Annotated in this window: 18 protein-coding genes; 3 read left to right on the top strand and 15 right to left on the bottom strand. The window is 57.1% G+C overall.

From position 1 onward, the window contains the following. Positions 1 to 61 precede the first annotated feature (61 nt). From ABEV74_RS01490 to ABEV74_RS01460, 7 genes are all read right to left on the bottom strand, one after another. Positions 62 to 487, bottom strand: a complete 426-nt coding sequence (locus tag ABEV74_RS01490; protein WP_062493475.1) for a DUF4395 domain-containing protein — start codon at positions 485 to 487, stop codon at positions 62 to 64. An 84-nt stretch (positions 488 to 571) separates the two neighbouring features. Then, on the bottom strand, positions 572 to 1,696 hold the full coding sequence (locus tag ABEV74_RS01485; protein ID WP_062493485.1) for a glycoside hydrolase family 88 protein: 1,125 nt from the start codon (positions 1,694 to 1,696) through the stop codon (positions 572 to 574). A 13-nt stretch (positions 1,697 to 1,709) separates the two neighbouring features. Then, positions 1,710 to 2,591, bottom strand: coding sequence for a carbohydrate ABC transporter permease (locus ABEV74_RS01480; RefSeq protein ID WP_430142958.1), 882 nt, complete (start codon positions 2,589 to 2,591; stop codon positions 1,710 to 1,712). Between the two features lie 13 nt (positions 2,592 to 2,604). Then, a complete protein-coding gene (locus tag ABEV74_RS01475; protein ID WP_235593438.1) occupies positions 2,605 to 3,498 on the bottom strand; it encodes an ABC transporter permease in 894 nt (297 codons plus the stop codon). A gap of 155 nt (positions 3,499 to 3,653) precedes the next feature. Continuing rightward, positions 3,654 to 5,282, bottom strand: a complete 1,629-nt coding sequence (locus tag ABEV74_RS01470; RefSeq protein WP_430142956.1) for an extracellular solute-binding protein — start codon at positions 5,280 to 5,282, stop codon at positions 3,654 to 3,656. A 171-nt stretch (positions 5,283 to 5,453) separates the two neighbouring features. Beyond that, positions 5,454 to 7,697, bottom strand: a complete 2,244-nt coding sequence (locus ABEV74_RS01465) for an AraC family transcriptional regulator (protein WP_430142955.1) — start codon at positions 7,695 to 7,697, stop codon at positions 5,454 to 5,456. 363 nt (positions 7,698 to 8,060) lie between these two features. After that, complete coding sequence (locus ABEV74_RS01460; RefSeq protein ID WP_430142953.1) at positions 8,061 to 8,279, bottom strand: hypothetical protein; 219 nt, start codon at positions 8,277 to 8,279, stop codon at positions 8,061 to 8,063. A gap of 202 nt (positions 8,280 to 8,481) precedes the next feature. Between ABEV74_RS01460 and ABEV74_RS01455 the strand changes: the two genes are divergently transcribed. Together ABEV74_RS01455 and ABEV74_RS01450 are read left to right on the top strand one after the other, a co-directional pair. Beyond that, entirely contained in the window at positions 8,482 to 9,033 is a 552-nt protein-coding gene (locus ABEV74_RS01455; RefSeq protein WP_430142952.1) for a LemA family protein, read from the top strand. 3 nt (positions 9,034 to 9,036) lie between these two features. Beyond that, complete coding sequence (locus ABEV74_RS01450; protein ID WP_213531712.1) at positions 9,037 to 10,044, top strand: DUF3137 domain-containing protein; 1,008 nt, start codon at positions 9,037 to 9,039, stop codon at positions 10,042 to 10,044. Between the two features lie 55 nt (positions 10,045 to 10,099). Here the strand turns inward: ABEV74_RS01450 and ABEV74_RS01445 are convergent, their stop codons facing one another. The 5 genes from ABEV74_RS01445 to ABEV74_RS01425 form a co-directional block, all read right to left on the bottom strand. Further along, the gene (locus ABEV74_RS01445; RefSeq protein WP_430142950.1) at positions 10,100 to 12,292 is read right to left on the bottom strand and encodes a hypothetical protein; all 2,193 of its coding nucleotides are present in this window, start codon (positions 12,290 to 12,292) and stop codon (positions 10,100 to 10,102) included. Positions 12,293 to 12,321: 29 nt separating this feature from the next. Next, a complete protein-coding gene (locus tag ABEV74_RS01440) occupies positions 12,322 to 13,977 on the bottom strand; it encodes an extracellular solute-binding protein (RefSeq protein ID WP_430142949.1) in 1,656 nt (551 codons plus the stop codon). Between the two features lie 104 nt (positions 13,978 to 14,081). Then, positions 14,082 to 14,225: a hypothetical protein gene (locus ABEV74_RS01435; RefSeq protein WP_430142947.1), complete on the bottom strand. Its 144-nt coding sequence runs from the start codon at positions 14,223 to 14,225 to the stop codon at positions 14,082 to 14,084. Between the two features lie 3 nt (positions 14,226 to 14,228). Further along, entirely contained in the window at positions 14,229 to 14,978 is a 750-nt protein-coding gene (locus ABEV74_RS01430; RefSeq protein WP_430142946.1) for a carbohydrate ABC transporter permease, read from the bottom strand. 13 nt (positions 14,979 to 14,991) lie between these two features. After that, entirely contained in the window at positions 14,992 to 15,903 is a 912-nt protein-coding gene (locus tag ABEV74_RS01425; protein WP_062493508.1) for an ABC transporter permease, read from the bottom strand. A 400-nt stretch (positions 15,904 to 16,303) separates the two neighbouring features. On the opposite strand from ABEV74_RS01425, the gene ABEV74_RS01420 reads away from it, so the two are divergent. Beyond that, positions 16,304 to 18,361 carry a GxGYxYP domain-containing protein gene (locus ABEV74_RS01420; protein ID WP_430142944.1) on the top strand — a complete coding sequence of 686 codons (2,058 nt, stop codon included), beginning with the start codon at positions 16,304 to 16,306 and terminating at the stop codon, positions 18,359 to 18,361. A gap of 225 nt (positions 18,362 to 18,586) precedes the next feature. Here ABEV74_RS01420 and ABEV74_RS01415 read toward each other — a convergent pair whose 3' ends face one another. The 3 genes from ABEV74_RS01415 to ABEV74_RS01405 are packed head-to-tail and all read right to left on the bottom strand — an operon-like array spanning position 18,587 to position 22,057. Beyond that, entirely contained in the window at positions 18,587 to 19,540 is a 954-nt protein-coding gene (locus ABEV74_RS01415; protein WP_430142942.1) for a carbon-nitrogen hydrolase family protein, read from the bottom strand. Further along, the gene (locus ABEV74_RS01410; RefSeq protein ID WP_430142941.1) at positions 19,537 to 20,370 is read right to left on the bottom strand and encodes a uroporphyrinogen-III synthase; all 834 of its coding nucleotides are present in this window, start codon (positions 20,368 to 20,370) and stop codon (positions 19,537 to 19,539) included. Before ABEV74_RS01410 ends, ABEV74_RS01415 begins: the two co-directional genes overlap by 4 nt. Next, on the bottom strand, positions 20,363 to 22,057 hold the full coding sequence (locus tag ABEV74_RS01405; protein WP_430142939.1) for an NADPH-dependent assimilatory sulfite reductase hemoprotein subunit: 1,695 nt from the start codon (positions 22,055 to 22,057) through the stop codon (positions 20,363 to 20,365). The genes ABEV74_RS01410 and ABEV74_RS01405 overlap by 8 nt, the downstream gene beginning before the upstream one ends. Positions 22,058 to 22,116 lie beyond the last annotated feature (59 nt).

Raw genomic sequence — 22,116 nt, 5'->3', positions numbered from 1 at the left:
TCCGCAAGCAGGACAAACTGCTTGCGGACGGCCCTTCTTCCCGTTCCGCCGGATTGATGAATCAGCGGCGGCGGCGCCTGGCGACGTACATTTTCCATTGATACTGGATAAAGCATCCGATGCAAAAGCCGAGAATGGCCACGAATGCAGCGAGCGCAACCATCGCCGTGAACACATAGGCCGCCGTCGTCCATTCCAGCGCATAACTGACAAGCGCCAGCAGCAGGAAGCCTACTGCCATCCATTGATTGAATTTCTGCTGTTCCTTGTCCTCCGGAACGTAATGCGAAGGCGGCTTGCGCAAAAACAGCTTCGCCAGCCGCATAACCGGATTGAAATCGAAGAGGACGCCGGCGATGCCGGCCGCGAGCGGGATCGCCAGAACCCAATAATAGCCCGAAAGCCAGGCGATCAGCACGGAGATGACGATCACCCATTGATTCGTTCGAACGAGCGGACGGGGAATGATAGACGCAGCGTCACTCACTTTTATCCGACCTTTCCACTTGGTTTGCAATGTTTGCAACTATTATACAGGGAAACGGACCGATTGTGAATGACCTTTCAAGCGTTATCGCTCGTACCAATAACCGGGAATTCCCTTTGTCAAACGCAGCAGCGCCTCCAAATAATAGTAGTCTCCCCAGATCATGAAGTCGTCCGGACCGCGGCCGCCGCGGACATGGTACGAGCCGTGCCGGAGCAATCCTTCCGCGTCCGGCGCGCCGATCGTCGCATAATTTCGAACGAGCGACGTCATCGCACGCTGCACGGAACCGGTGAGCAGCTCGCGGTCCGCGTCATCTTCCGCAAGATGGCCGACAATCTCCAGCATCCCGCAGGCGGCGATGGCCGAAGCCGAGCTGTCGCGCGGCGTACCGGGCAGGACCGGGGCGTCGAAATCCCAGTATGCGACATGATCCTCGGGCAAATGCGCGATGAAGTAGCGGGCTGCGCGCTTCGCCGTGTCCAGATACAGCGGGTTGCCCGTGTACCGGTACGATAAGGCGAAGCCGTAAATCGCCCAGGCCTGTCCCCGCGTCCAGGTCGAGCCGTCATGATAGCCCTGATGCGTCCCTCCGCCGATCGGCCGGCCGTCAGCAGGATCGAAGTAGAAGGTGTGATAGGAGGAATCGTCCCCCCGCATCAAATACCGTCTGCTCTTGTCCGCGTGGACGACCGCCGCCTGCCGGTACCGTTCGTCGCCCGTCTGCCCGTATGCCCAGTACAGAAGCGGAATGTTCATCATGCAGTCGATAATGATGCGGCCCCCGTTTTTCGGGTCCCCCTTCGGTCCCCATGCCTGAATATACTGCCCTTCTTCCCGCCAGCGGAGCATCAGCTGATCGGCCGCCTGCAGCGCAAGCCGCCTCCCCGCCTCGTCCCGTTCGACGATCCAGGCCGCCAGCGCGGACGGCATGTACAGAAAGCCGATATCGTGATGGTCCAGGCTGCGCTTTGCCTCAAGCCGTTCCCGGAACAGCCCGACATGCTTCATGGCCGTGTCCCGGAACGCCGGCTCTCCCGTATATTCGTAACAAAGCCAGATCATGCCCGTATAGAAGCCTTCGATCCAGTCGTTGCTGTCCCCCCATTCATAGCGCTCCCCGTTCGCAATATGGGGAAACGCCAGGCCGAACCGTTCCATATTCGCTTTCGTCTTCGCCACGGCGTCTTCGATCGCCTGCTGCCACATGAATTCGCGCCTCCTATTCTTTGATTGCGCCGATCATGACGCCCTTCACAAAATATTTTTGCAGAAACGGGTACAAAAACAGAATCGGCAGCGTCGCCACCATAATCGTCGCATACTTGATCGTCTCGCCGATCGGCATCCGGTCGCCGCCGCTGACCGACGTCATCATGCTGCCCGTATCGTTCTGAATCAAAATTTCGCGCAATATAAGCTGCAGCGGGAACAGTTCGCGATTGCGCAAATAGATAAGCGCGTCGAACCATTTGTTCCAGTGCCAGACGCCGTAGAACAGCACCATGACCGCGATGACCGGCAAGGACAGCGGAATGACGATCCGGAACAATATCGTCCAGTCGCTCGCGCCGTCGATCCGCGCCGATTCCTCCAGCGCAACCGGCACCGCCTGGAACGAAGTGCGCATGACGATCAGGTTCCACGTCGTCATCGCGCTCGGAATGATCAAAGCCCAGTACGAGTCGAGCAGCCCGATATTTTTGACCAGCAAATATCTCGGAATGAGCCCGCCGTCGAAAAACATCGTCAGGACGATCATCATCATCGCCGCATTTTTCCACATTACATTCTGGCGGGACAGGGCGTATGCGCCGAGCGACGTCATCAGAATATTGAGCGCAGTTCCGACAACGACGTAAAATATCGTATTCAAATACCCCGAAACTATATTCGGATTTTCGAATACCATCCGGTACGAATCGAGCGTAAAGCCTTTCGGCCACAGCAAAATGCCCCGATGCTGCACGAAATCCGACGGGATGCTGACGGAGGCGAACAGCACATACAGAAACGGATACAGCGTCACGACGGACAGCAGGACGAGCAGCGCCGCATTGGTGGCGTCAAACGCCCGTTCGCCGGCAGATCTTGCGATTTTCATTGCGCTCCCCTCCCTACCACAGCTTCGTGTCGGTAAACCGCTTGCTCATATAGTTGGCCGCGACCAGCAGCGCGAAGTTGATAACCGAATTGAACAGGCCGACAGCGGCGCTGAAGCTGTAGCTCGCTTCCAGTATCCCTTTGCGGTAGACGTAAGTGCCGATGACGTCGGCCGTCTCGTAGGTCATCGGATTGTACATCAGCAAAATTTTCTCGTCCTGCAGCGCCATGAAGGAGCCGATCCGCAAAATGAGCAATATGATAATGGTCGGCAAAATGCCCGGCAGCGTCACGAGCAGCGCCTGCTTCCAACGCCCCGCCCCGTCCACCTTCGCCGCTTCATACAGAGACGGATCGATATTGGAAATGGCGGCCAAATAAATGATCGAGCCCCAGCCGATGCCCTGCCAGACCGCCGACGAAATATAGATGGTGCGGAACCATTCCATCAGCCGCATGAACGGGATCGGATCTCCGCCGAACATGACGATCAGCTGGTTGATCAGGCCGTCCATCGCCAGAAAATCGACGAGCATGCCGACAACGACGACAACGGAAATAAAATGCGGCAAATAGGTGATCGATTGCACGGTCCGCTTGAACACCCGATGGCGCACTTCGTTCAGCAGCAGCGCCAGGACGATCGAGGCCGGGAAGACAAAGATCAGATCGTAAAGGCCGAGCAGCACCGTGTTGCGCAATATCCGCCAGAAGAAGAAGCCGTTGAAAAAATCCTGAAAATGCTGCAGGCCGATCCACGGGCTGTTCCAGATGCCAAGACCTGCGGAAAAGTTTTTAAAGGCGATTTGAATGCCGTACAGCGGCCCGTAATGAAATACGGCGTAAAACGCGATGACAGGCAGCAGCATCAAATAGATGGTCGAGTTTCGGCGAAAATCTTTGACCACTTTCGTTCCGAACGTCTGCCGGCTGCCGCTCGTTTCCGTAGACCAAGCCTGTTCTTTCAGCTGCACCTTCTGCCCTCCTCATGCGGAAAGCGCGTGCCGAGATCCGTGCCGGGACAAACGGTAACGCCGATCCGGCACGCGCAAATCCTGTGCGATTAGCGGTTGTCGAATCGATCGAGCGCCGCCTGCTGAATCCGGACCGCCTCTTCGACGCCCATGCCTTTCAGCGTTTCCACGAATCTGTCGAACTGGTCGAGCGATTCGACGCCCATAATAAACTTGTTCACCATTTCGTCGTAATACGTCTGCACCTCGTTCATGATGGAAGCATAGCGCGAGCTTTCTTCCGCCGTCGGCGTCACGACTGGCATAAGCCGGTCGTTTTTGGCTTTCATCCAGGTTTCGATCGCCTCCCGCTGTTCGGGCCGCGACGCATACTGTTCAACGTAACGGCGGTCCTGCACGAAAGCACCGGAATAGTTCGCCTGAATATATTTGGCCATCGCCTGGGTTACCGGGAGATCCGGATTGTTCATAATTTCGTCGGTATAGGTCGGGTAACCGTCGATCATTTCGTAGCTGACGCCCTCGACGCCGAAATTGAACAGCATATGACCTTCTTCCCCGTATCGGAAATCGAGCCATTTGACCGTTTCTTCCGGGTTCTTGTTCGACGTCGTAATCGCCGCCCCGGCGCCGTTAAACGGCGAATCCTTCTGGCCGAGCAGCGGCGTATCCCCTTTGTTCAGCACGACGTTCGGCGCGGCGGCGAGCTTGAAGCCGGGAATGGTGTTGGCCGCCAGGTCGGTATACCGGCCGAGGCTGCTGCCCATATATCCCATAAATACGCCCACCTGATTGCCCGTCACCTTGGCATCCTTCAGCGTGCCGTCCGTAGCGGCGTAATCCGGATCGATCAGCCCTTCGGCGTACCATCTGTTCATCGTGGCCAAATATTCCTTGAATTCCGGCTGGATCGGACCGTATCGGACTTCGCCGTCCACCTGATAAAATCCGGTCGTAATCCCCCAGGCGCCGATGAAGGCGTGGTTGATGTTCGTCATCGACAGCTCGAGCAGCAGCGGAATTTCGTCCGCCTGGCCGTTGCCGTTCGGATCGCCGTTTTTAATCGCTTTCAATGTTTCGTACCATTCGTCTATCGTTTCCGGCATTTGCAAATTCAGCTTCTCCATCCAGTCCTGCCGGACAATGATGCCGTTGAACGTCAGCAAGTAATCGTCTCCGCGAATGAACGGAAAGACGTAGATGTTGCCGTCATCGGTCGTGATCTGCTTTTTGTAGTCCGGATTCTCGTTCAGCACTTTGCTCAAATTGGGAGCGTGCTGTTCGATCAGCTCGTTCAGGCGGATGATCGTCTTGTCGGCGATCGCCTTGTCCGGTCCGCCCGACACGGTAGCCCAGTTGTATTCGATGACATCCGGCAAATTGCCCGACGACACCATAATGTTGAACGAATCTTTGATTTGTCCCGCCGGCGGATGCTGGAATTCCACTTTCGTGCCCGTACGTTTCTCCAGCTCCTGATAGGCGGCGATGCCGTTCGCGTCTTGCATCGTGGCCGCAGCATTGCCGTTCAGCTCCACCCAATAGGTCAGCTTCGCCGGGTAGCCGACTTCTTTCCGTTCGGTCCCCTCCGAGTCCGTCCCCTTATCCCCTGTCCCGGTGTCTGCGGGCGACGAACCGCCGCCGCTGCAGCCGGCGATGACCGCCATGACGAGCATCAGGATCGCCGCCTGTACGGCCCGATTCCGTTTCGTTTTCATCGTTGCCTCATTCCTCCTTCTCTCCCCTTGAAAATTTATGCGCTTCCTGTCGGCCGGCGAAGTCCGGCCATGACTCGATTCTAGGCAAGAGCGGGCAAGCCGTATACCGTACGATTTCATGATCCGCTATCCGCATTTAAGATTCCGCATAATCGTCTGTTAAGATCCGTTTCAGGAACGAAGCATGTCCCGGTATTTGCCCGGCGTTATCCCTTCGTATTTTTTGAAAACCCGGATAAATCCGACATCGTTGGCATATCCGACCGAGCGGGCGATTTGCGAAATGGTATGCTTCGACTCCTTCATCAGCTGCTTGGAACGTTCGATCCGCACCTGCGCCAAATAATCCGTCAAATTGGTGCCGCTATGTTTTTTGAAGAAGGCGGACAAATAAGGCGGCGTAATGTTGAAGTGATCGGCGATCGAGACCAGACCGATCATCGCGTCGCCATGATGCTCGTCGATGTAGCTTTTGATTTTTTCCAGCATGACGGCCGCAGCGTCGCCCCGCTGTTCCTGGACATGCAGGCAGACTTTCTCGAACATCGCGCATACGTTGCGGTACAGCTCTTCCACCGAGCCCGCTTCGTTGATGCTTTCCAGCGGCTTCCGGGCGGAACCGAACATGTCCTCGTATTTCAAATTCAAGGCGTTGAGCAGCTTGAACAGCGTGCTGACCAGATTGGCGAAGAGCAGCCGGCCAAGCTCCGGCGTCATCGGCTTTTCGCCGAAATTGTTCCGGTACAGATTGCGGATGATGCTTTCCGCCGTTTTGTTATCACCGCTTTTCACCGCGTTGATCAGCTGAATCTCCGTTTCCAACGGGAAATCGTAATAGTCCTCCGCCTTGTTTCTCATTTCCTCGTACAGCAGCACCGGCTTGTAAGCCGTAAAAATCGAATATTCGAGCGCCTTCATGCTTTCGGCGAAACAGCTGGCGATCGGTTCGAGTCCGTGCCGGATACTGCTGATTCCGACGGTTGTCGACGTCTTGAATCGCTGGCCGATAACGGTCTGCAGCCGATCCGCCCAGTCGTACAGATCGGCGACGCCGTAATGCTCGGGCATGTTGAGCACGACAGCGATCAGATCTTTCCCGATCTCCACCGGATAAGAGACGGCGAACGGTATTTCTTCGGCCACTTTTCCCGTGACGAAACGGATAAGCGCCCATTCGCCTTCCGTATCGCCCCGGATGAATTCGCTTGCGTCCCGCAGCCCGACAGCGGCAACGCAGTAGCAGGGATAAGGGAATGAAACGCCCATAAACGCCAGCGATTCGGTCGACAGCTCCCGGACATTGACGTATCCCTTCAGCAGGCGGGCGATAAAATTGGAACGAATGACCGGCGTTTGCCTGGACAGCTGTTCCGCCATTTCGGTCTGTTTCTCGAAGGAATCGGCGACCGCCGACTTGATATAGTCGTATTCGTTCCGGACGCGATGCGCCGGCGCCGGCTTGGACTGCCGGATAAACCGGATAATGTCCCGCAACGGATTGTACGCGCGATAGGTCATGTACACGCACGCCGCCGCTCCGGCGATCAGGTAAACCACGAGCACGCCTATGGCCATCCGCTTCATGCCGTTTACTTTCGCCCAGAACACTTCCTCGGGCACGACGGAGACGTATTCCCAACCGCTGGCCGCCGAATGCACGGACAGCGTCATCATCCGGCCGCCGTCTTCGCCGTCGCCCTCCGTCTTCTGCGGGTTGCCGCCGTAGCTCATAATGACTTGTCCGCTCGCGTCTTTAATGTAGATCGTTCCATGGCTCGCTTTCGTAATTTTCTCCAGCAGCGCGGCGATTTGGCGCTCGTCGATGAAGATGGCCAGCATCCCTTTCGGGTCGGACTTCTCCCCAAAAGGAAGCGCTTGCAAAAACGTCAGCATCCGTTTCTTTCTCGCGGCGTTCCCCACTTCGGCAATCGGCAAAAAGCCGTTGTAATGGCCGACATGCAAAATGTCCGTTTTCCATTGCTCGTAGGTCATCCCGTCGTAACCGTAAACGCCGGAATAAAACATGGCCGAATTCGACTTCATGCTGGGGGTGACAATCATATCGCTTTCCCGGAAATAGACATAGAAGTCGCTGACGAAGCTGCTGCTGTTGCGGTAACGCGCCAATTCACGCATGAAATCCAGATAGGCGTAATGATCCGTACCGCTGCTCGGAGCCCCCGACCGCAAGAGCGAATCGAGCTTCGGGTGCGACGTAATATTGCGGGCGATGAGATGCATTTCGTCCAGGCGGCCGTCCACCACTTGCTTCGCCTGTTCGATCAGCGCCAAATTCGCATGGTTCGCGTTTTGTTCCATCACTTTCTCGATTTGTGTGTACAATACCCCGAAAACGGCCACTGGCAGCAGCAGAACCGCCAAATAGGAAAGGAGCAGCGCGGCTAACACATTCATGCGACTTGAAGAACGACCCGTTGCGCGTGTGCGAGTTTCCGTTTTCGACATTCCCGATTTCCCTCCCGCCATATGCAGCTTTCATCTCATCATAAATGTTCCGAAACCGCATTGAACACCATTTCTTAAATACTGATTATCCATCATAAATATTGCAAATCGGGAGAATGATTCGGAAACAACCGGGCTCGCAGTCAAGCGTTTCGCCGGCAGTCTGATGCCGCGCGAGGAAATCACGACGATGGGCCGGCTGCACGATTTGGAAACGGGGATTCTTTATTGGAAGGCGAGGATTCGGTCGGGGGGCTGCTCGTCTATGCGGATAAGGAACGGTACATGTTGAATACGATTCGCGAAAGCGGATCAGGTCAAATGGCGGTATTTCGCTTCATTCGCTTTCCATCTGTGCGCTGCCAGCACCATTCCGATCGTCATATATACGACGAACCATATCAGCATGCTGACAGCGAAATCGCCTCTGTCGAACAACGCCTGCCTGAATTCGGACACGGCGATCTCGATCAGCGTGACGGCCAGCCACACCGCATAAAGCGGCAGGCCGAAAAGCAATCCCCTCGTCATCACATACCTGCCCTTTCCTTTCCGGCGGACAGCCGTCCATCTTGCTACGAAACCCTGCTCTCTCTTGCCGTGCCCCTCTATGCCGGACATGCACAACTTCCCCTCTCGCTCTATTTTGTGAAACCTTAAGCCTTCGAAAGACGTATGTTGATAACTATAGTATATGAAGAGCCAACTGGTAAAGAGAGGAGTGCATGCCACTATGTGGATCGCATTGGCTTGCGCAGCCGTCGTCCTGCTGTTTGTCATTATCCTGTACAACAATCTGGTCGCCGCAAGAAACAATGTCAAGGAGGCGTTCGCCGCGATCGACGTCTATTTGCAGCAGCGTTTCGACGCGCTCTGCAATATTGCGGAGGCGGTCGTCGCTTACGCCCGCCATGAACGCGAGACGCTGAACGAGATTACGAGGCTGCGGAACGAACTTGCTATCATGAGCGACGACGAGAAAGTCGAGGCATACCGCAAATCGGATCGGCTCGTCGAAAGATTGACGCTGCAGGTGGAAAACTACCCGGATCTGAAAGCCAGCGACAACTATATCCATCTGCAGAAAACGGTTAACGATCTGGAGGAGAAGCTGTCCGCCAGCCGCAGAACCTATAACGCCCGCGTGAACAAGTACAATACGATGATTCAGATGTTCCCGGCCAATATGCTGGCCGGCGCGTTGGGCTTCACCCCCAAAGAGCTGCTCGAAATCGACGAGTCCAAAAAACAAGACGTGGATTTGAAATCCATTCTGCGGGGGTAGCGCGTGTTTCCGTCTTATGAAGAGCTGATCGTCGCGCTGCGTCCCCATATCGAAGAGTTGGAGGCGGATCGTGCCGGATACCGCAGAACGCTGCGCCAGGGGCTGGTCGTGATCGCCATTGCGGTCGCGCTGTCGGCGGCGACGCTGCTGACCGGCTATGGGCAGGCGATCGTCCTGACCGGTATCGTCGGCCTGACCGCCATTATCGTAACCGCTTTTTTTCTTATGCGCCGATACGCCGCTTTCCGCCGGAAATTCAAGGATATTCTCGTCACGGGCATCGTCCGGGAGCTCGTCGGGAACTGCTCCTTGCCGAACGAGACGAGCGATTACGAATACCGCTGGAACTATCTCAGCGATTACCGGATCAGCGACAGCCATATCCGGGACTGCTGCTTGTTCGAAGAGCGAATCGACGAAATCGACGGCGAAGATCTGTTCCAGGGCAGGCTCGGTCTGACAGACTTCGAATTTTCCGAGCTCAGGCTTGTCCGGATCGAACGCCGTACGAACGCCAAAGGCCAGCAAACGACGCGGCGGGTCACCGTATTTGACGGCGTGCTGTTCGTCGCCGACTTCCACAAATCGTTCCGGGGGGTGACGCTCCTTTTGGCGAACGGCTTTTTCGGCGGCGGCAGCTTTCTCAACCGGATCGGCAATGCGCTCGGCAACGCCTTCCGATCTGTGAAAATTAACCATATCAAGCTGGAAAACGACGACTTCAACCGTCTGTTTATTACGAATACGACCGACGAAGTTGAAGCCCGCTACATTTTGTCCGCCAATTTTATGGAACGTTTGTTGAAATTCAAGGAAGCCCACCCGCAAAAGGTGGAGGCGGCCTTCGTCGGCTCCAAAATGTATGTGGCCATCTCAAGCGGCAGCAATTATTTCGAGCCGAATATTCGCCGCCCCGTCGACCGGCAAGTGAGGCGCATTCGCGACGAATTCGTGTTTTTCTTCGGCCTGATCGAGCTGTTCGACTTGAATACGAGAATATGGAGCAAATGACAAACGAGCAGGCACCTGAAGCCTGCTCGTTTGTCGGCCTTTGGCGGCGGAGCGTTTACCACTCCAGCGTCACTTCGACGCCTTCCGGCGCTCCGGGATAACGGACCAGCGCCGTACCCGACGCCGGATCATAGCTCAGCTTTGCGTCCGCGCTTCCGGCCGTCGCCCGGCGCGGCGGTTGCGGCACGAAAATGCGGGTGCTGACGTTCACGCCCGACGGCGCCTCCGACACGAAAGCGATCCGTCCGGCATCCTGCCTTTCGTCCCGGATGCGCGACGAGCTGACCACAACGCAAGGCCTGCCGTCCTTCCGTCCCCGCTCCAGATCATAGAGCAGGGCGTCTTCCCCCGGCTTAAGCGTCACCGTCCGGAGCACCGGAAGCCCGGCCTCGAACAGATCGACGAACGTCCCGTTCAGCTTCACCGGCCGCGGCGTTTCCTCCTCCGTCTCATCCAGGACATGGACGATTAAGTACGGACCGCGCCTGATCTTGAGGGCGTTCGCCGGTTTGAAATCGCCGCCTTCCCCGCGCAGCGCAAGCGCCCGGCGGACGACATCCCGTACCTGCCTGGCGCCTTCTGCGGAGCGGGACAGCGCAGCAGGGTCGAGCGGCAGGACGATGACGCCGCCTTCCCCGACCCGGTGCTCTCCTTCCGCCGGATCGCGGCCGAGTCCCAGCGACTCGAACAGATGCTGCTCCGGCCGTTCGTACGCCCGGTTCCCGGAACCCCGGTTCCACCACTCGCGAACGTTGTGGAACGGATCGGAGCCGTCTCCGACATAAACAAGCACGCCGCCTTCCCTCACCCACTGGCCGAGCGCATGGTGAATACCGGGATGCTCCGGCTTCATGAATTCGTAGCTGAGCAGCAGCACGCGGTATCCGTCCAGATAACCCGGGAACGGCACCAGATTGTCGAGCTGTATCGGCCGCAGCGGAATGCCGGATTTCACGAGCGGCAGCGCCATGCCGTAAAATCGGGACCAATCGAGCAGCTCCCGCTGCCCGTCCGTCAGCGCATCGGTCGTGGCCGTGCCGTCGTATTTGAACGGTTCCCCTTCGTCCTTGCCCTGCGCGATGACGTCTCCCCGCTGGTACATGGCCGAATTGGCCAGACACAAGCCGATTCCCGACGTGTAGGATGCGCCGTCTGCTCCCTCTTCCTCATGACGATGCATGTCGCGAAGAACGTTCATGACGGTAAGCAGAACGGTGGCGTAATCGGCCGGGATCGTCTCCTTGCCTTGACCGTTCTCGGCCGGATAACTCCCTTCGAAGACGCGGCGCGGCCACGGACAAACTTCATATTGCCGAACATGCGGATGAAGCAGGGAGGCAACGACGGTCGACCGGTAATTTTTGCGGTAATCGCTCCAGGTATGGCGCGGGTTGTCCTCCACCGGATCGTGGAGGAACCACATCTCCCGCCCCGTGCCCCGCGTCAACTCCTGCATGATGCCGTATTCCAGATACGCCGTCTCGAACGTCCGCTCGCGGCGCACCCCTTGATAGACGTTGGGCGTCCGCGCCGTCCCCGTCCACACCTGGGCGATGAAGCCGTCGCATGACGGCATCGTGACGAGGAGCGCTTCGGGGCTGACGATCCGCCACTGCGTATAGTTGATCAGACTGTGCGTCGGGACGTAGAACCGCACCGTTCGGCCGTGCTCGGCCAGCGCGTATTCCTTCATCCGGCTGCAAAGCCGGTCGAGCGCGCGGCCGTACATGGCGGCTTTCAGCCTGGACGCCCGGTACTGGGCGTCCGGGGAGGAGTGGGGAGGAATCCACTCCTCCCCGTAGTAATTCAGCCATTCCCGCTTGAACGCCTCCGAATAGCCCGCCTGCGCCCAAAATTCCGGCTCTTCCAGATGGATCGCTTCCACGCCGCAATCGATCGCGCGCTTGATTTTCACGGCCAAATAGTCGGTGAAGCTGTTCGTCGGCACCATATACGGCACATCTTTGCCGTGAAGAAGATGGTTGCCCTCGCGGTCCTTTTGGGCTTCGTCCCAATGATCGCGCCCGTCGAAGCGGCCGTACAGGTAGTCCTGATATTCGCCCCAGGAGACACCGGTCATCAGATGGATCGTATACCCGGCTTTCTTCCACCCTTCGATCCGCTCCGGCAGGTCGTCCGAGATGCCGTATACCATGACGAAATCGGTGCGCAAATCGTACTTCGGCCCGTACGGCCGCGACTCCTGAAACCCGGTCCACTCGGGACGCACCTTCGCTGTTCGGTTCATGACATGCAGCCTCCTTTAGGCCGATACCTTCAGTTCGGCATTTGCAGCTTCACGATTTCCTTGCCTTTCAGGTTTTCGTTAACGAATTGTATCGCTTCCGGATACCCCGTCTTATTCATTTGCCCGCGCAGATCGTTCAGCAGCCGCAGCGCGTCCTCGTCGGTCTTGGCATAAATCGCCTGTTCCCATACGTCCCCGATTTTGTCCATCGACGGTTTCAGCGCCTCCCATTGCGGCGACTTGATGATGACATCGCCCGGATTATACGCGGAGATGACGCTGATGCCGTTCGGGCGGAGAATGCTGCGCGCGTTCTCCATCGCCGCGATCCGGTCCTGATCGGCCCAAATATCGCCGCCCGCGACGGAATTGATGCGATCCTGACCGGTAAGCGATTCCAGACCGATGCTGATTCCTTCGTTCTTCCTCACCTTGCCGGTCGTGTCGGCCGCGAACTTGTCGAACCATTCCTTCTTCGCCACCGGTTTGCCGTTCTCCACCTCCCAATGCGTCCCCTGCACGCCGTAACGGGCCAGCATGAAGCCTTCGTCGGACGCCAGAAAATCGAGCAGCCGGAGCGCGGCGTCGACGTCTTTGCACGCTTTCGTAATGACGGTGACGTTATTGCCCTGTATCGCCAGATCGACAGGCCGATCCGGTTCGGCTCCTGCCCGCTCCAGCGGGCCGACCGGCACATAATCGCTGCCCGGATGCTGCTTCACGTAGTCTTTGGACGCATCGAGGATGGCCGGATAGTGGGCGGCCAATACCGCGATGCGGCCCTGCTTGATTTTCTCGTTGGCGATCGGGTCCGTCTGGGTGAACGCTTCCGGGTCGAGCAGCCCTTCGGCGATCAGCTTCCGGTAATACAGCGTATAGTCTTCGTACGCTTGGGTGAAAAAGCTGTGCTCCACCGTACCGTCGCCTTTGTCGACATAACCGGCGCCATAGAACATCGAGCTGCCGATGCCGACGGCCCAGCCGTTGTGGAAACCGCCAAGCGGGATGACGGGCATGCCGTTCTCGGTCAGATTGGTGTCTTTGATTTTTTTCAGGAAGCTGTATAGATCGCCCTTCGTTTTGATCGATTGCGGATCGACCCCGATCTTCTCCGCAATGTCCTTGCGTACGTAGAAGCCGTACAGCCAGTCCATGGCGTCCTCGTCGGACGCGGGGTGGTTCTGGTACAGCAAATACTTCTTGCCGTCATAAGCGTCGAACGCTTTCTCGTACAGCGCGGGCGGCACATTCTCCTTGGCAACCGCCTTGGCCAAATTCGGGTATTGATCGAGCTTATCCGTCAGATCGACGAGTTGTCCCTCCTTGGCCGCCTTGATAATGCCGTCCAGCTCGCCGCCCCATGCCGGACCGGTGTAAATGTCGGGAAGATCCTGCGTCGCGAATATCGTGTTGACCTTCTCCACTTCGCTTCCTTTCGTGTACTCCCATTCGATCGTAACGCCGGTTTTCTCCTTGATCACCTGCTCGACGGGCGTCATGTCGACATCCGCGCCGGTGGAGCCGTTCCAGTTGTGCAAAATTTTAAGCTTGACCTCCTTGGCCGATGTCCCGCCGTCTTTGTCCGAAGACCCCGATTCCCCGCCGCCGGTGCAGCCGGCCAGCATTCCCGCGAGCAGAGCAGCCGCCAGCAGCATCGAGACGTTTCTTAGCCGTTTGATCCTCATAAGCAATAAGCACCCTCCCGATATACGTTTATGATAAAGCTGCGCCTATACGACGATTGTCCGCATGCGGCGAGCCTTTACCCTTGTGCAGCGCCAAAGCCGCTTCAGCCTTTGACCGAACCGATCATGACGCCTTTGACAAAATACCGCTGTAGAAACGGATAGACGCACAAAATCGGAAACACCGTGATCACAAGCAGCGCCATCCTGAGCGACTCCGGCGTCGCGCCCGCCATATTGACGCCCACCGTCTATCCGCCCTGCTGAGCCGCCCGCTGCATCGAGGATGACAGCGCTTCCGCTTCCATCAGCATTTCCTGAAGCAGCGTCTGAACGGGAATAATGTCCTTGTTCGACACGTAATAGGCGCCCGAAAACCAGTCGTTCCAATGCGCGACCCCGATGAACAGCGAGATGGTGGCGAGCACCGGACCCGACAGCGGGACGATAATGCGCAGGAAAATGCCCAGATCGCCGTAGCCGTCGATGCGGGCCGACTCTTCCAGCTCCTCGGGAATGGCCTGCAGAAACGTGCGGATGATGACGATATGCATAAAATTGAACAGCATCGGGATGACGTACACCCAGAACGTGTTGATCAGATGCAGCTTCTGCAGCGTGATGAAGTACGGGATGAACCCCGCGCTGAAAATCGTCGGCAAAAAAATGTAGAAGGCGAAAAACGACCGTCCCGGAAGCTTCCGCTTCGACAAGGCGTAAGCCATCAGCGTGCAGAGCGATACGTGCAGCAGCGTTCCGATCAGCGTGCGCAGCAGCGTAATCCGGTAGGCCTTCCAGATGCGGACGTTGTCGAACACTTCCACATAATTTTCCAGTGTAAATTTGCGCGGGAAAAAATATAGGGCCCCCATCATCGAATCTTTGCCGTCGTTCAGCGAATAAACGAGAATATAAATGAACGGATAGATCATCGCAAAGCCGAACAGCGTCAAGATGGCGTAATTGAACAGGCCGAACAAGGAAAACGGTCGTTTCCGCACCGCGAATCACTCCTTAGAAGAGGGATACGTCGCTGACCTTCCTGGCGATCCGGTTGACGGTCAGAATGAGGATCAGGGCGATGACGCTCTGGAACAGACCGACCGCGGCGGCATAGCTGAGCCTTCCCTCCCGGATGCCGGAATTGATGACATGCACGTCGAGCACGCTGCCGATGGATGCCGTCGCCGGCCCGTTCAGCAGCAGCAGCTGCTCGTACCCGGCGCTCATCAGGCTGCCGGTCGCCAGGATGAACAAAATGACGGCGACGTTGCGTATGCCCGGAAGCGTCACATGCCAGATTTGCCGAAAACGGTTGGCGCCGTCGATTTTGGCCGCTTCGTAAAGCTGCTGATCGATGCCGGCGATAGCGGCCATGTAGATGATCGAGTTCCAGCCGATATTTTTCCAAACCTCCGAGCCTACGATGATTTGATAAAACCAGGTCGTATTGTTCAGAAACCGGATCGGTTCCATGCCGAACGACGCCAGCAGATCGTTGACCGGTCCGCCGTACGGCGTCAGCAGCCGCTGCATCAAGGTTACGACGACGATCCAGGAAACGAAGTAAGGCAAATACGAAAGCGTCTGCACGACTTTTTTGAATTTGAGGTTGCGAACCTCGTTCAGCATAATGGCCAGAATGATCGGCAGCGGGAAGCCGATCAGCAGCTTCAGCATGCTGATGACAACCGTGTTGCGAATCAGTTCGTACGACTGGTAGTAATCGAAAAATTGCCGAAAATATTTCAAGCCGGCCCACGGGCTCCCGGTAAACCCGCCCGAAAACATAAAATCGCGGAAGGCGACCTGGATGCCGAAAAGAGGAACGTACGAGAAAAGAAAAAACCAGATAATGCCGGGCAGCATGAACAAATAAAACCATCTGTGCCGCCAAATCCGTTTCCACAGCAAGGATGCCGACATTCGCTCAACCTCCTTGAATCATGTTCACATCGCCGTTTCGCATGATCGTCGTCATTGCTTATGACCTTTCCATATATTTAATATGATTTTGTTAACAGGAAAATGAGGAGGAATGCGAACGAGCGAATTTTTTTCGCCGCGGCATGCCCGATCGCCGAAATGTAGGGATTCGGTCGCATCATACAACCGGATTCGCATATCCTTGGAACCAATTCCGCTCAACAGGCTGTCATTTTATCGGAACGTTTGTCGAAGCTCTTGCCGTAGTTATATATCAATATATTATATATATGTTTAGGAGGTGTCGTTTGAAACGAAAAAAGTGCCGCAAAGGAGGCGAATCCGGAAAGGCCGCGAGAACGGCAGCTCCGCCATCCCATACAGGACGAGGTGTTCCATTGTGATTCGAAAAGTCGCAACCGCAGGCCTTGCTTTGGCTTTGGTCTGTACGCTGTCTTTGTCGTTCGGGGCAGCGGCGGAACCCGCCGAGCCGCAGGCAGCTTCCATAACATGGCCCAAACAGCAAGCGCTGCCAAGCTTTGCGAAGGTCAAACGGCTCGAAGTCGCCGATGTTTACGACGCGCCGGGAGACATCAAGCTGCTGCTTGCTACGCTGCAAGGGATTGTCAATCGCACCGAGCCGCGCATCTATTTGATTGAAAACCGGGAGGAAGGCAAATTCGCGTGGCTGAACGAGCTGGACGTCCCGTACAAGGTCCGTGACAATTATTGGGACATTCTCAAGCGGTTCAAATCCGAAGTCCGGGGCGTCATCGTCTACGATCCCGAAGTGCCGGATTCGATCAATGTCGCCACGACGCTTGCGGGATTGAACGACGCGGTAGCGGCAAGTCCGGAGCTGGCGCAGAAATTGGCCGCGGCTCCGTACAATCTGAAGACGATCGAAGATTTGCGGGGCAAATTCAAAGACCGGCTGGATGCGTACACCTGGCAATACGAGCATTTGTGGCCACGGACGACCCATCGGATGCTGATCGGCTTAAGCCCGGACACGTCCATCCGGATTCCGTCCGGCATCCCGTCCTCCTTCCGGACGATCGCGGAGGAGAAGACGCAGGAGCGCGAAGCCAAAAACCGGGACACCTACGAGCTTGACCTTTCCCCTTTCCTCGGAGACGAATCTGTCTACCTGCGCTTCGACGACGCCTTCCCGCAAGACGGCTGGGGACCCGCCGTGCACGAGGTGACTGTCAGAGCGGACGGACAGATTATCGCCCAATTCGTGCCGGGCACGCCGGAAGAGGAGCCGTTCCTGTACGACCGGAACAACTCCCAGCTGTCCGCCGGAAGCGGCGGGCATCGTTTCGCCGACAACAACCGCTATTTCGTCTATCGATTTACGCCGCCGGCCGGAACGGCATCGCTGACCGCCTCGGTCGACATGTGGAACCAGTTCAAAGTTTCCGCCGGCAGCGAGCAGCCGCTATCGTCCGAGCAGAAAGAGCCGTACGGTTACTTGCGCGATTATGCGGTCGCGAACAAAGCGATGGTATTTTGGCTGGATGTGGGCGACCCGGAGCAGAAGGCGCTGTTCGAACGGATCTTGTCCGATGTCGAGCCGGGAACGCCGTATTTGGGCTGGTTCAGCAATGACGTCGCAGGGGAATTCAACGGCGTCGAAATCGCGTCGAACCACGGCGTTTATGTGCTGGCGGCCGACTGGTTCAGCAATATGACGGTTTTCTCCGGCACGAGAGCGGCCGCGAATCCGGCCAAGCCGGTCAAAGCGCCGAAGCTGCAAAATAAAATTTATGTGACGCTGACGTTCAGCGAAGGCGACAACTTTCAGTACAACCAGCATCGGTTGCGGATATTGTGGGACGATCCGAGCCGCGGCAAAGTGCCGATCAACTGGACGTCGAACCCGCTGCTGCACGACGGGGCGCCGGCCATTCTGAATTATTACCAGTCGACGGCAACCGCTAACGATTTGCTGATCGCCGGACCGTCGGGGGCCGGTTATTTTTACCCGGACGCCTGGCCGGAAAGCTCGTTTGCGGCATTCCTGAAACGTACCTACCCTTACTTGAAGAAGACCGGCATGACGATTCCGTACGTGCTGAACCGGATCGCCGAGCAGAACGTTCCGCTCAGCGAGGCGAAAGCCGATGCCTATATAAACGAATACAACGTGCCCGGACTGTTCCTGAGCTGGGAAGGCCGTTACGGCGTCGAGCTTGTGAACGGCAAGCTGCCGGTCTCCACGATCCAGGGCATCAGCACCGTGCAGGACGGCCAGAACATTCTGGCGCAGGCGAAGGCGAACTGGGACGGGCAATCGCCGCTGTTCGTCTCCCTGGGACTGCTCGCCTGGAGCATGACGCCGACCGACGTCGCCGCGCTGGCCGAATCGCTCGGGGACGAGTACGAGATCGTCCGGGCCGACCAGTATTTCTCGCTTATCCGGCAAGCTTACGGCCTGCCGGCCAAACCGTAACAAAGACAGTAAAAAAGCCTGCGCATTCCGCGCAGGCTTATTCCTCCTCCTCGATTCTGATGACCGCGCATGCCTTAACGTCTCCCATAACGGTGCTCACCGTAACGCACAGCTCATGGTGTTCGACGAGGCTAAAGCTGTCTATGCGTTTGTCCCCCGTTCATTGACCTATCTTGTCGGAAGCCGTTCTGAAAGAGCCGTTCGCTGCAGCCAGATCACCGGCGATTATCGAACTTTTTTGGTTACAATTTCCTGCTTTCGATCGTTCACGACGAGTTGAAAAATATCCGGGCGGCTGTAATGCCCGACAACATCGAAATCGAACCGGCTTTGCACGACTTGGGAAAGATCGAGCGTCGCCAGCAGTATCCCTTCCTGATTAAACAGAGGCTCTGCGACATATTCGCCGAGCGGTCCGACAATGGCGCTGCCGCCCCGGCTTAAAATGTCGTCATCGTTCTCGATATCCGCATAATAAGCCAAATCGGCGGGATAGGTCGCCTTGTCGGCAAACTGATTGCAGGAAAGAACAAAACAGCGGCCCTCGCAAGCGATATGGCGGATCGTAGCCTGCCACGTATCGCGGGCGTCCGCCGTAGGCGCGATGTAGATATCGATGCTTTGCGCGTACATCGCCGTTCGGGCCAGCGGCATATAATTTTCCCAGCAGATCAAGCCGCCTATTCTGCCGAACGGGGTATCGACGACGGTCAGCGTGCTGCCGTCCCCCTGCCCCCACAGCAGACGTTCGGAGCCGGTAGGCACCAGCTTGCGGTGCTTGCCGAGCAAAACTCCGTCGGGTCCTATATAGATCATGGTGTTATACAAGGTGCCGGTGCTGAACTCCCGATCCCGCTCGACAACGCCGATGACCAAATAAACCTCCAGCTCTTTGGCCAGTTCGCCCAACATGTCGGTTTCGGCTCCCGGGACTTCGATCGCGCTTTCCCAGTAGCGCTGCCAATCCTTTCTTCCTTCGGCCGTACGGCTGCCGACACGCGTGCCGAAGCTAAGTCCCCGCGGATATCCGGGCAGGAATACTTCGGGGAAAACGATCAGCTGCGCCCCTTGTCCGGCGGCCTCTCTGGACATGCTTGCGATTTTATCCAGGGCCGATTGTTTATCGAACAAAATGGGCGCGGACTGTACAACGGCAACCCGAACATGACGCTCTTTCATTCCACCATCCCTCTCTGTGTCGACGCATTCTGATAATAATGGGCCAGCTCCACGATCATGGCGCCCATACGTTCGTTCTCCGGGACCAGTATCCGTTTGACCCCCTCTTCCCTCAACGCTTCAGCCGTCACTTTGCCCACCGCCGCCGCAAGCACCCGATGGCGGAAGCTTTCATGGACCTCCAAATAATGGCCGTTGCTTTTGGAATATTGGAAAAAGTAACGTACCTGCACAGCGGTCGTAAAACAAACCGCGTCCACAGCTCCTTCCGCAATTTCCCGGCAAAGCAGGCGCGACATCTCCGGATCGGGAGCCACATGCCGATACGGCAGAATGGCTCGAACGACAGCGCCTCGACTTTCAAAAAAGGAAACAAGCTCGGGCATCGGCTCGCCATGGAGCTGAATCGCCACGCCCTGCCCGGCGTATTCGTAGGCCGTAAGCGCCCGGATCAGCCCTTTCGTCGTGCCGTCTTCATCCACAATAAGCGGCCGAATACCGTGCTGCTTCAGCAAAGCAACGGTTTTATAGCCTCTCGCGGCAACTTTGGAGCGCCGCACAATGTCCAACAGCCGATCCCGAACCCCGATTCGTTCCGCTTGCTCCAATAAGGCTCCAAGTCCGGTTCCGGTCGTAAAGATTGCCCAATCCGTTCCGCTTTCGAGCAGGTGAAGGAGGTCCCGTTCCACTTCCCGCTCTTGCAGCACAAGCAGACCTTGCTGCGGACGAACGACCGCCTCGCCGCCCTGCCGTTCGATAATTTCGCTGAGCTCCCGGATTTTGCGGGAGCCGGCAATGGCGATCCGTTTCCCTGCCAGTCCTTTAGCCACGGTGCTCACCCGCTCCCGCTCGCCGCCAGTACGTTCCGAAATCTTCGCCGGGTTCCCGATCCCGAACGTAAGATTCCAGCACCGGCCGAACCGCAGACACCAATTGCTCGAACGGCACCGTTTCCCGATACCGCTCGTTTAAAGCCGTGCCGAGCGCGCTGCCTCCCAAGAAAATGTCATATTTGCCCGGCGCGCGGCCGATAAAAGCGATATTGGCATTGTACGGGCGCGCGCAGCCGTTCGAACAGCCGGTCATCCGAATGGTGATGTCCTCATCGGACAGTCCCAGCTCTTCAAACAATCGCTCGAATTGCGGGACCAGCTCCGGCAGCGCCCGCTCCGACTCGGCAAGCGCAAGTCCGCAAGTAGGCAGCGATACGCAAGCCATCATATTTTGCCGCACTTTGGTCAACTCGTCCGGAAGCGGCACCCCGCAGGCGCGCAGCAGCTCTTCGACGGCGGGCCGCTGCTCGTCCGCGATGCCGCTCAGAATGACATTTTGCTGCGAAGTAAAGCGCACCGTCGGCCGAAACGTAAGCATCATATCGCGGAGCGCCGATTTCAACTTCATCGTCTCGGTATCTTTGATGCGGCCGTATGGGACGAACAACCCCAAATAACTGACGCCGTCGCGTTCGCGATGCCAGCCGAGATGGTCGCTGCCGTTCGTCCACACCAGCTGTCTCGGCGGTTCCAGCTTCCGGCCGAGGCGCGACTCGACTTCTTCCCGGAACCAGTCCAGCCCCCGCTTGTCGATCAAATATTTCATGCGGGCAAAACGGCGGTTCGAGCGATCGCCGAAATCCCGTTCGATCGTGACGATCGCCACGCAAGCATCCAGAATCGTCCCGACCGCCTCGTCCCGGGCGACATAGCAAAGCGGACTGGCCAGCCGCGGATAGGTGTCCTGATCCAGCGCCATTCGCCCCATACCGCCGCCGACCAGCACCGTATATCCCTCGATATGGCCGTCCCGAATATGCGCCACCAGGCCGATATCGTTGTCATATACGTCCAGACAGTTGTCCCCTTCCGGCACGACCGCCACCTTGAACTTGCGCGGCAGATACGTTTCCCCGTACAGCGGTTCTTCCGTTTCGCCTTCCGCCAGCTCAACGGGCTCACCGTCCAACCAGATTTCATGATACGCATTGGTCTTCGCGCTGAGCCGGTCCGCAAGCGCCAGCACATCGTGGCGCATTTCCTCGCGGAACGGCTCGTCTCCCGGTTCCGCGCAGCAAATCGTATTGCGCCCGGAATCGCCGCATGCCCCGAGCGTCGTCACCAGCGCTTCGTTCAGCGTCTTGATCGTCGTCTTCAGATCGCCCTTCAGAATACCGTGAAGCTGCAACGTTTGGCGGGTCGTAATCCGCATATTTTTGTAATCCGTATATTCGTCCGCCAGCCGGTCGAAGACAAGATATTGTTCCGGAGACAGTACGCCGCCCGGAATGCGGGCGCGGATCATCATGCTGTAATGCCGCTCCTTCCCCTCTTTCTTCAGCTTGGCCCGCAAATCCCGGTCATCCTGCTGATAGACGCCATGAAACTTGAGCACCTGAATATTGTCCTCGGAAAATTTCGGTTCACCGTCCTGCAGCGCTTCCTTGATCGTGCCTCGCAGGTGTCGGCTCTGCCGCTTGATAATCTCGATTTTGGATACTTTTTCGTCATTTGTGGTTGCCATAAATCGAACTCACTCCCCGTTGAATTCCGACTTAACCACTATGATAAAAGAAAAAGCGT

The sequence above is a fragment of the Paenibacillus cisolokensis genome (assembly GCF_050481165.1).
In the GTDB taxonomy this organism is placed as follows: Bacteria; Bacillota; Bacilli; order Paenibacillales; family Paenibacillaceae; genus Paenibacillus_AH; species Paenibacillus_AH cisolokensis.
Note: the sequence above shows the minus strand (reverse complement) of the source record. Positions and strands in the feature narration are given on the sequence as shown.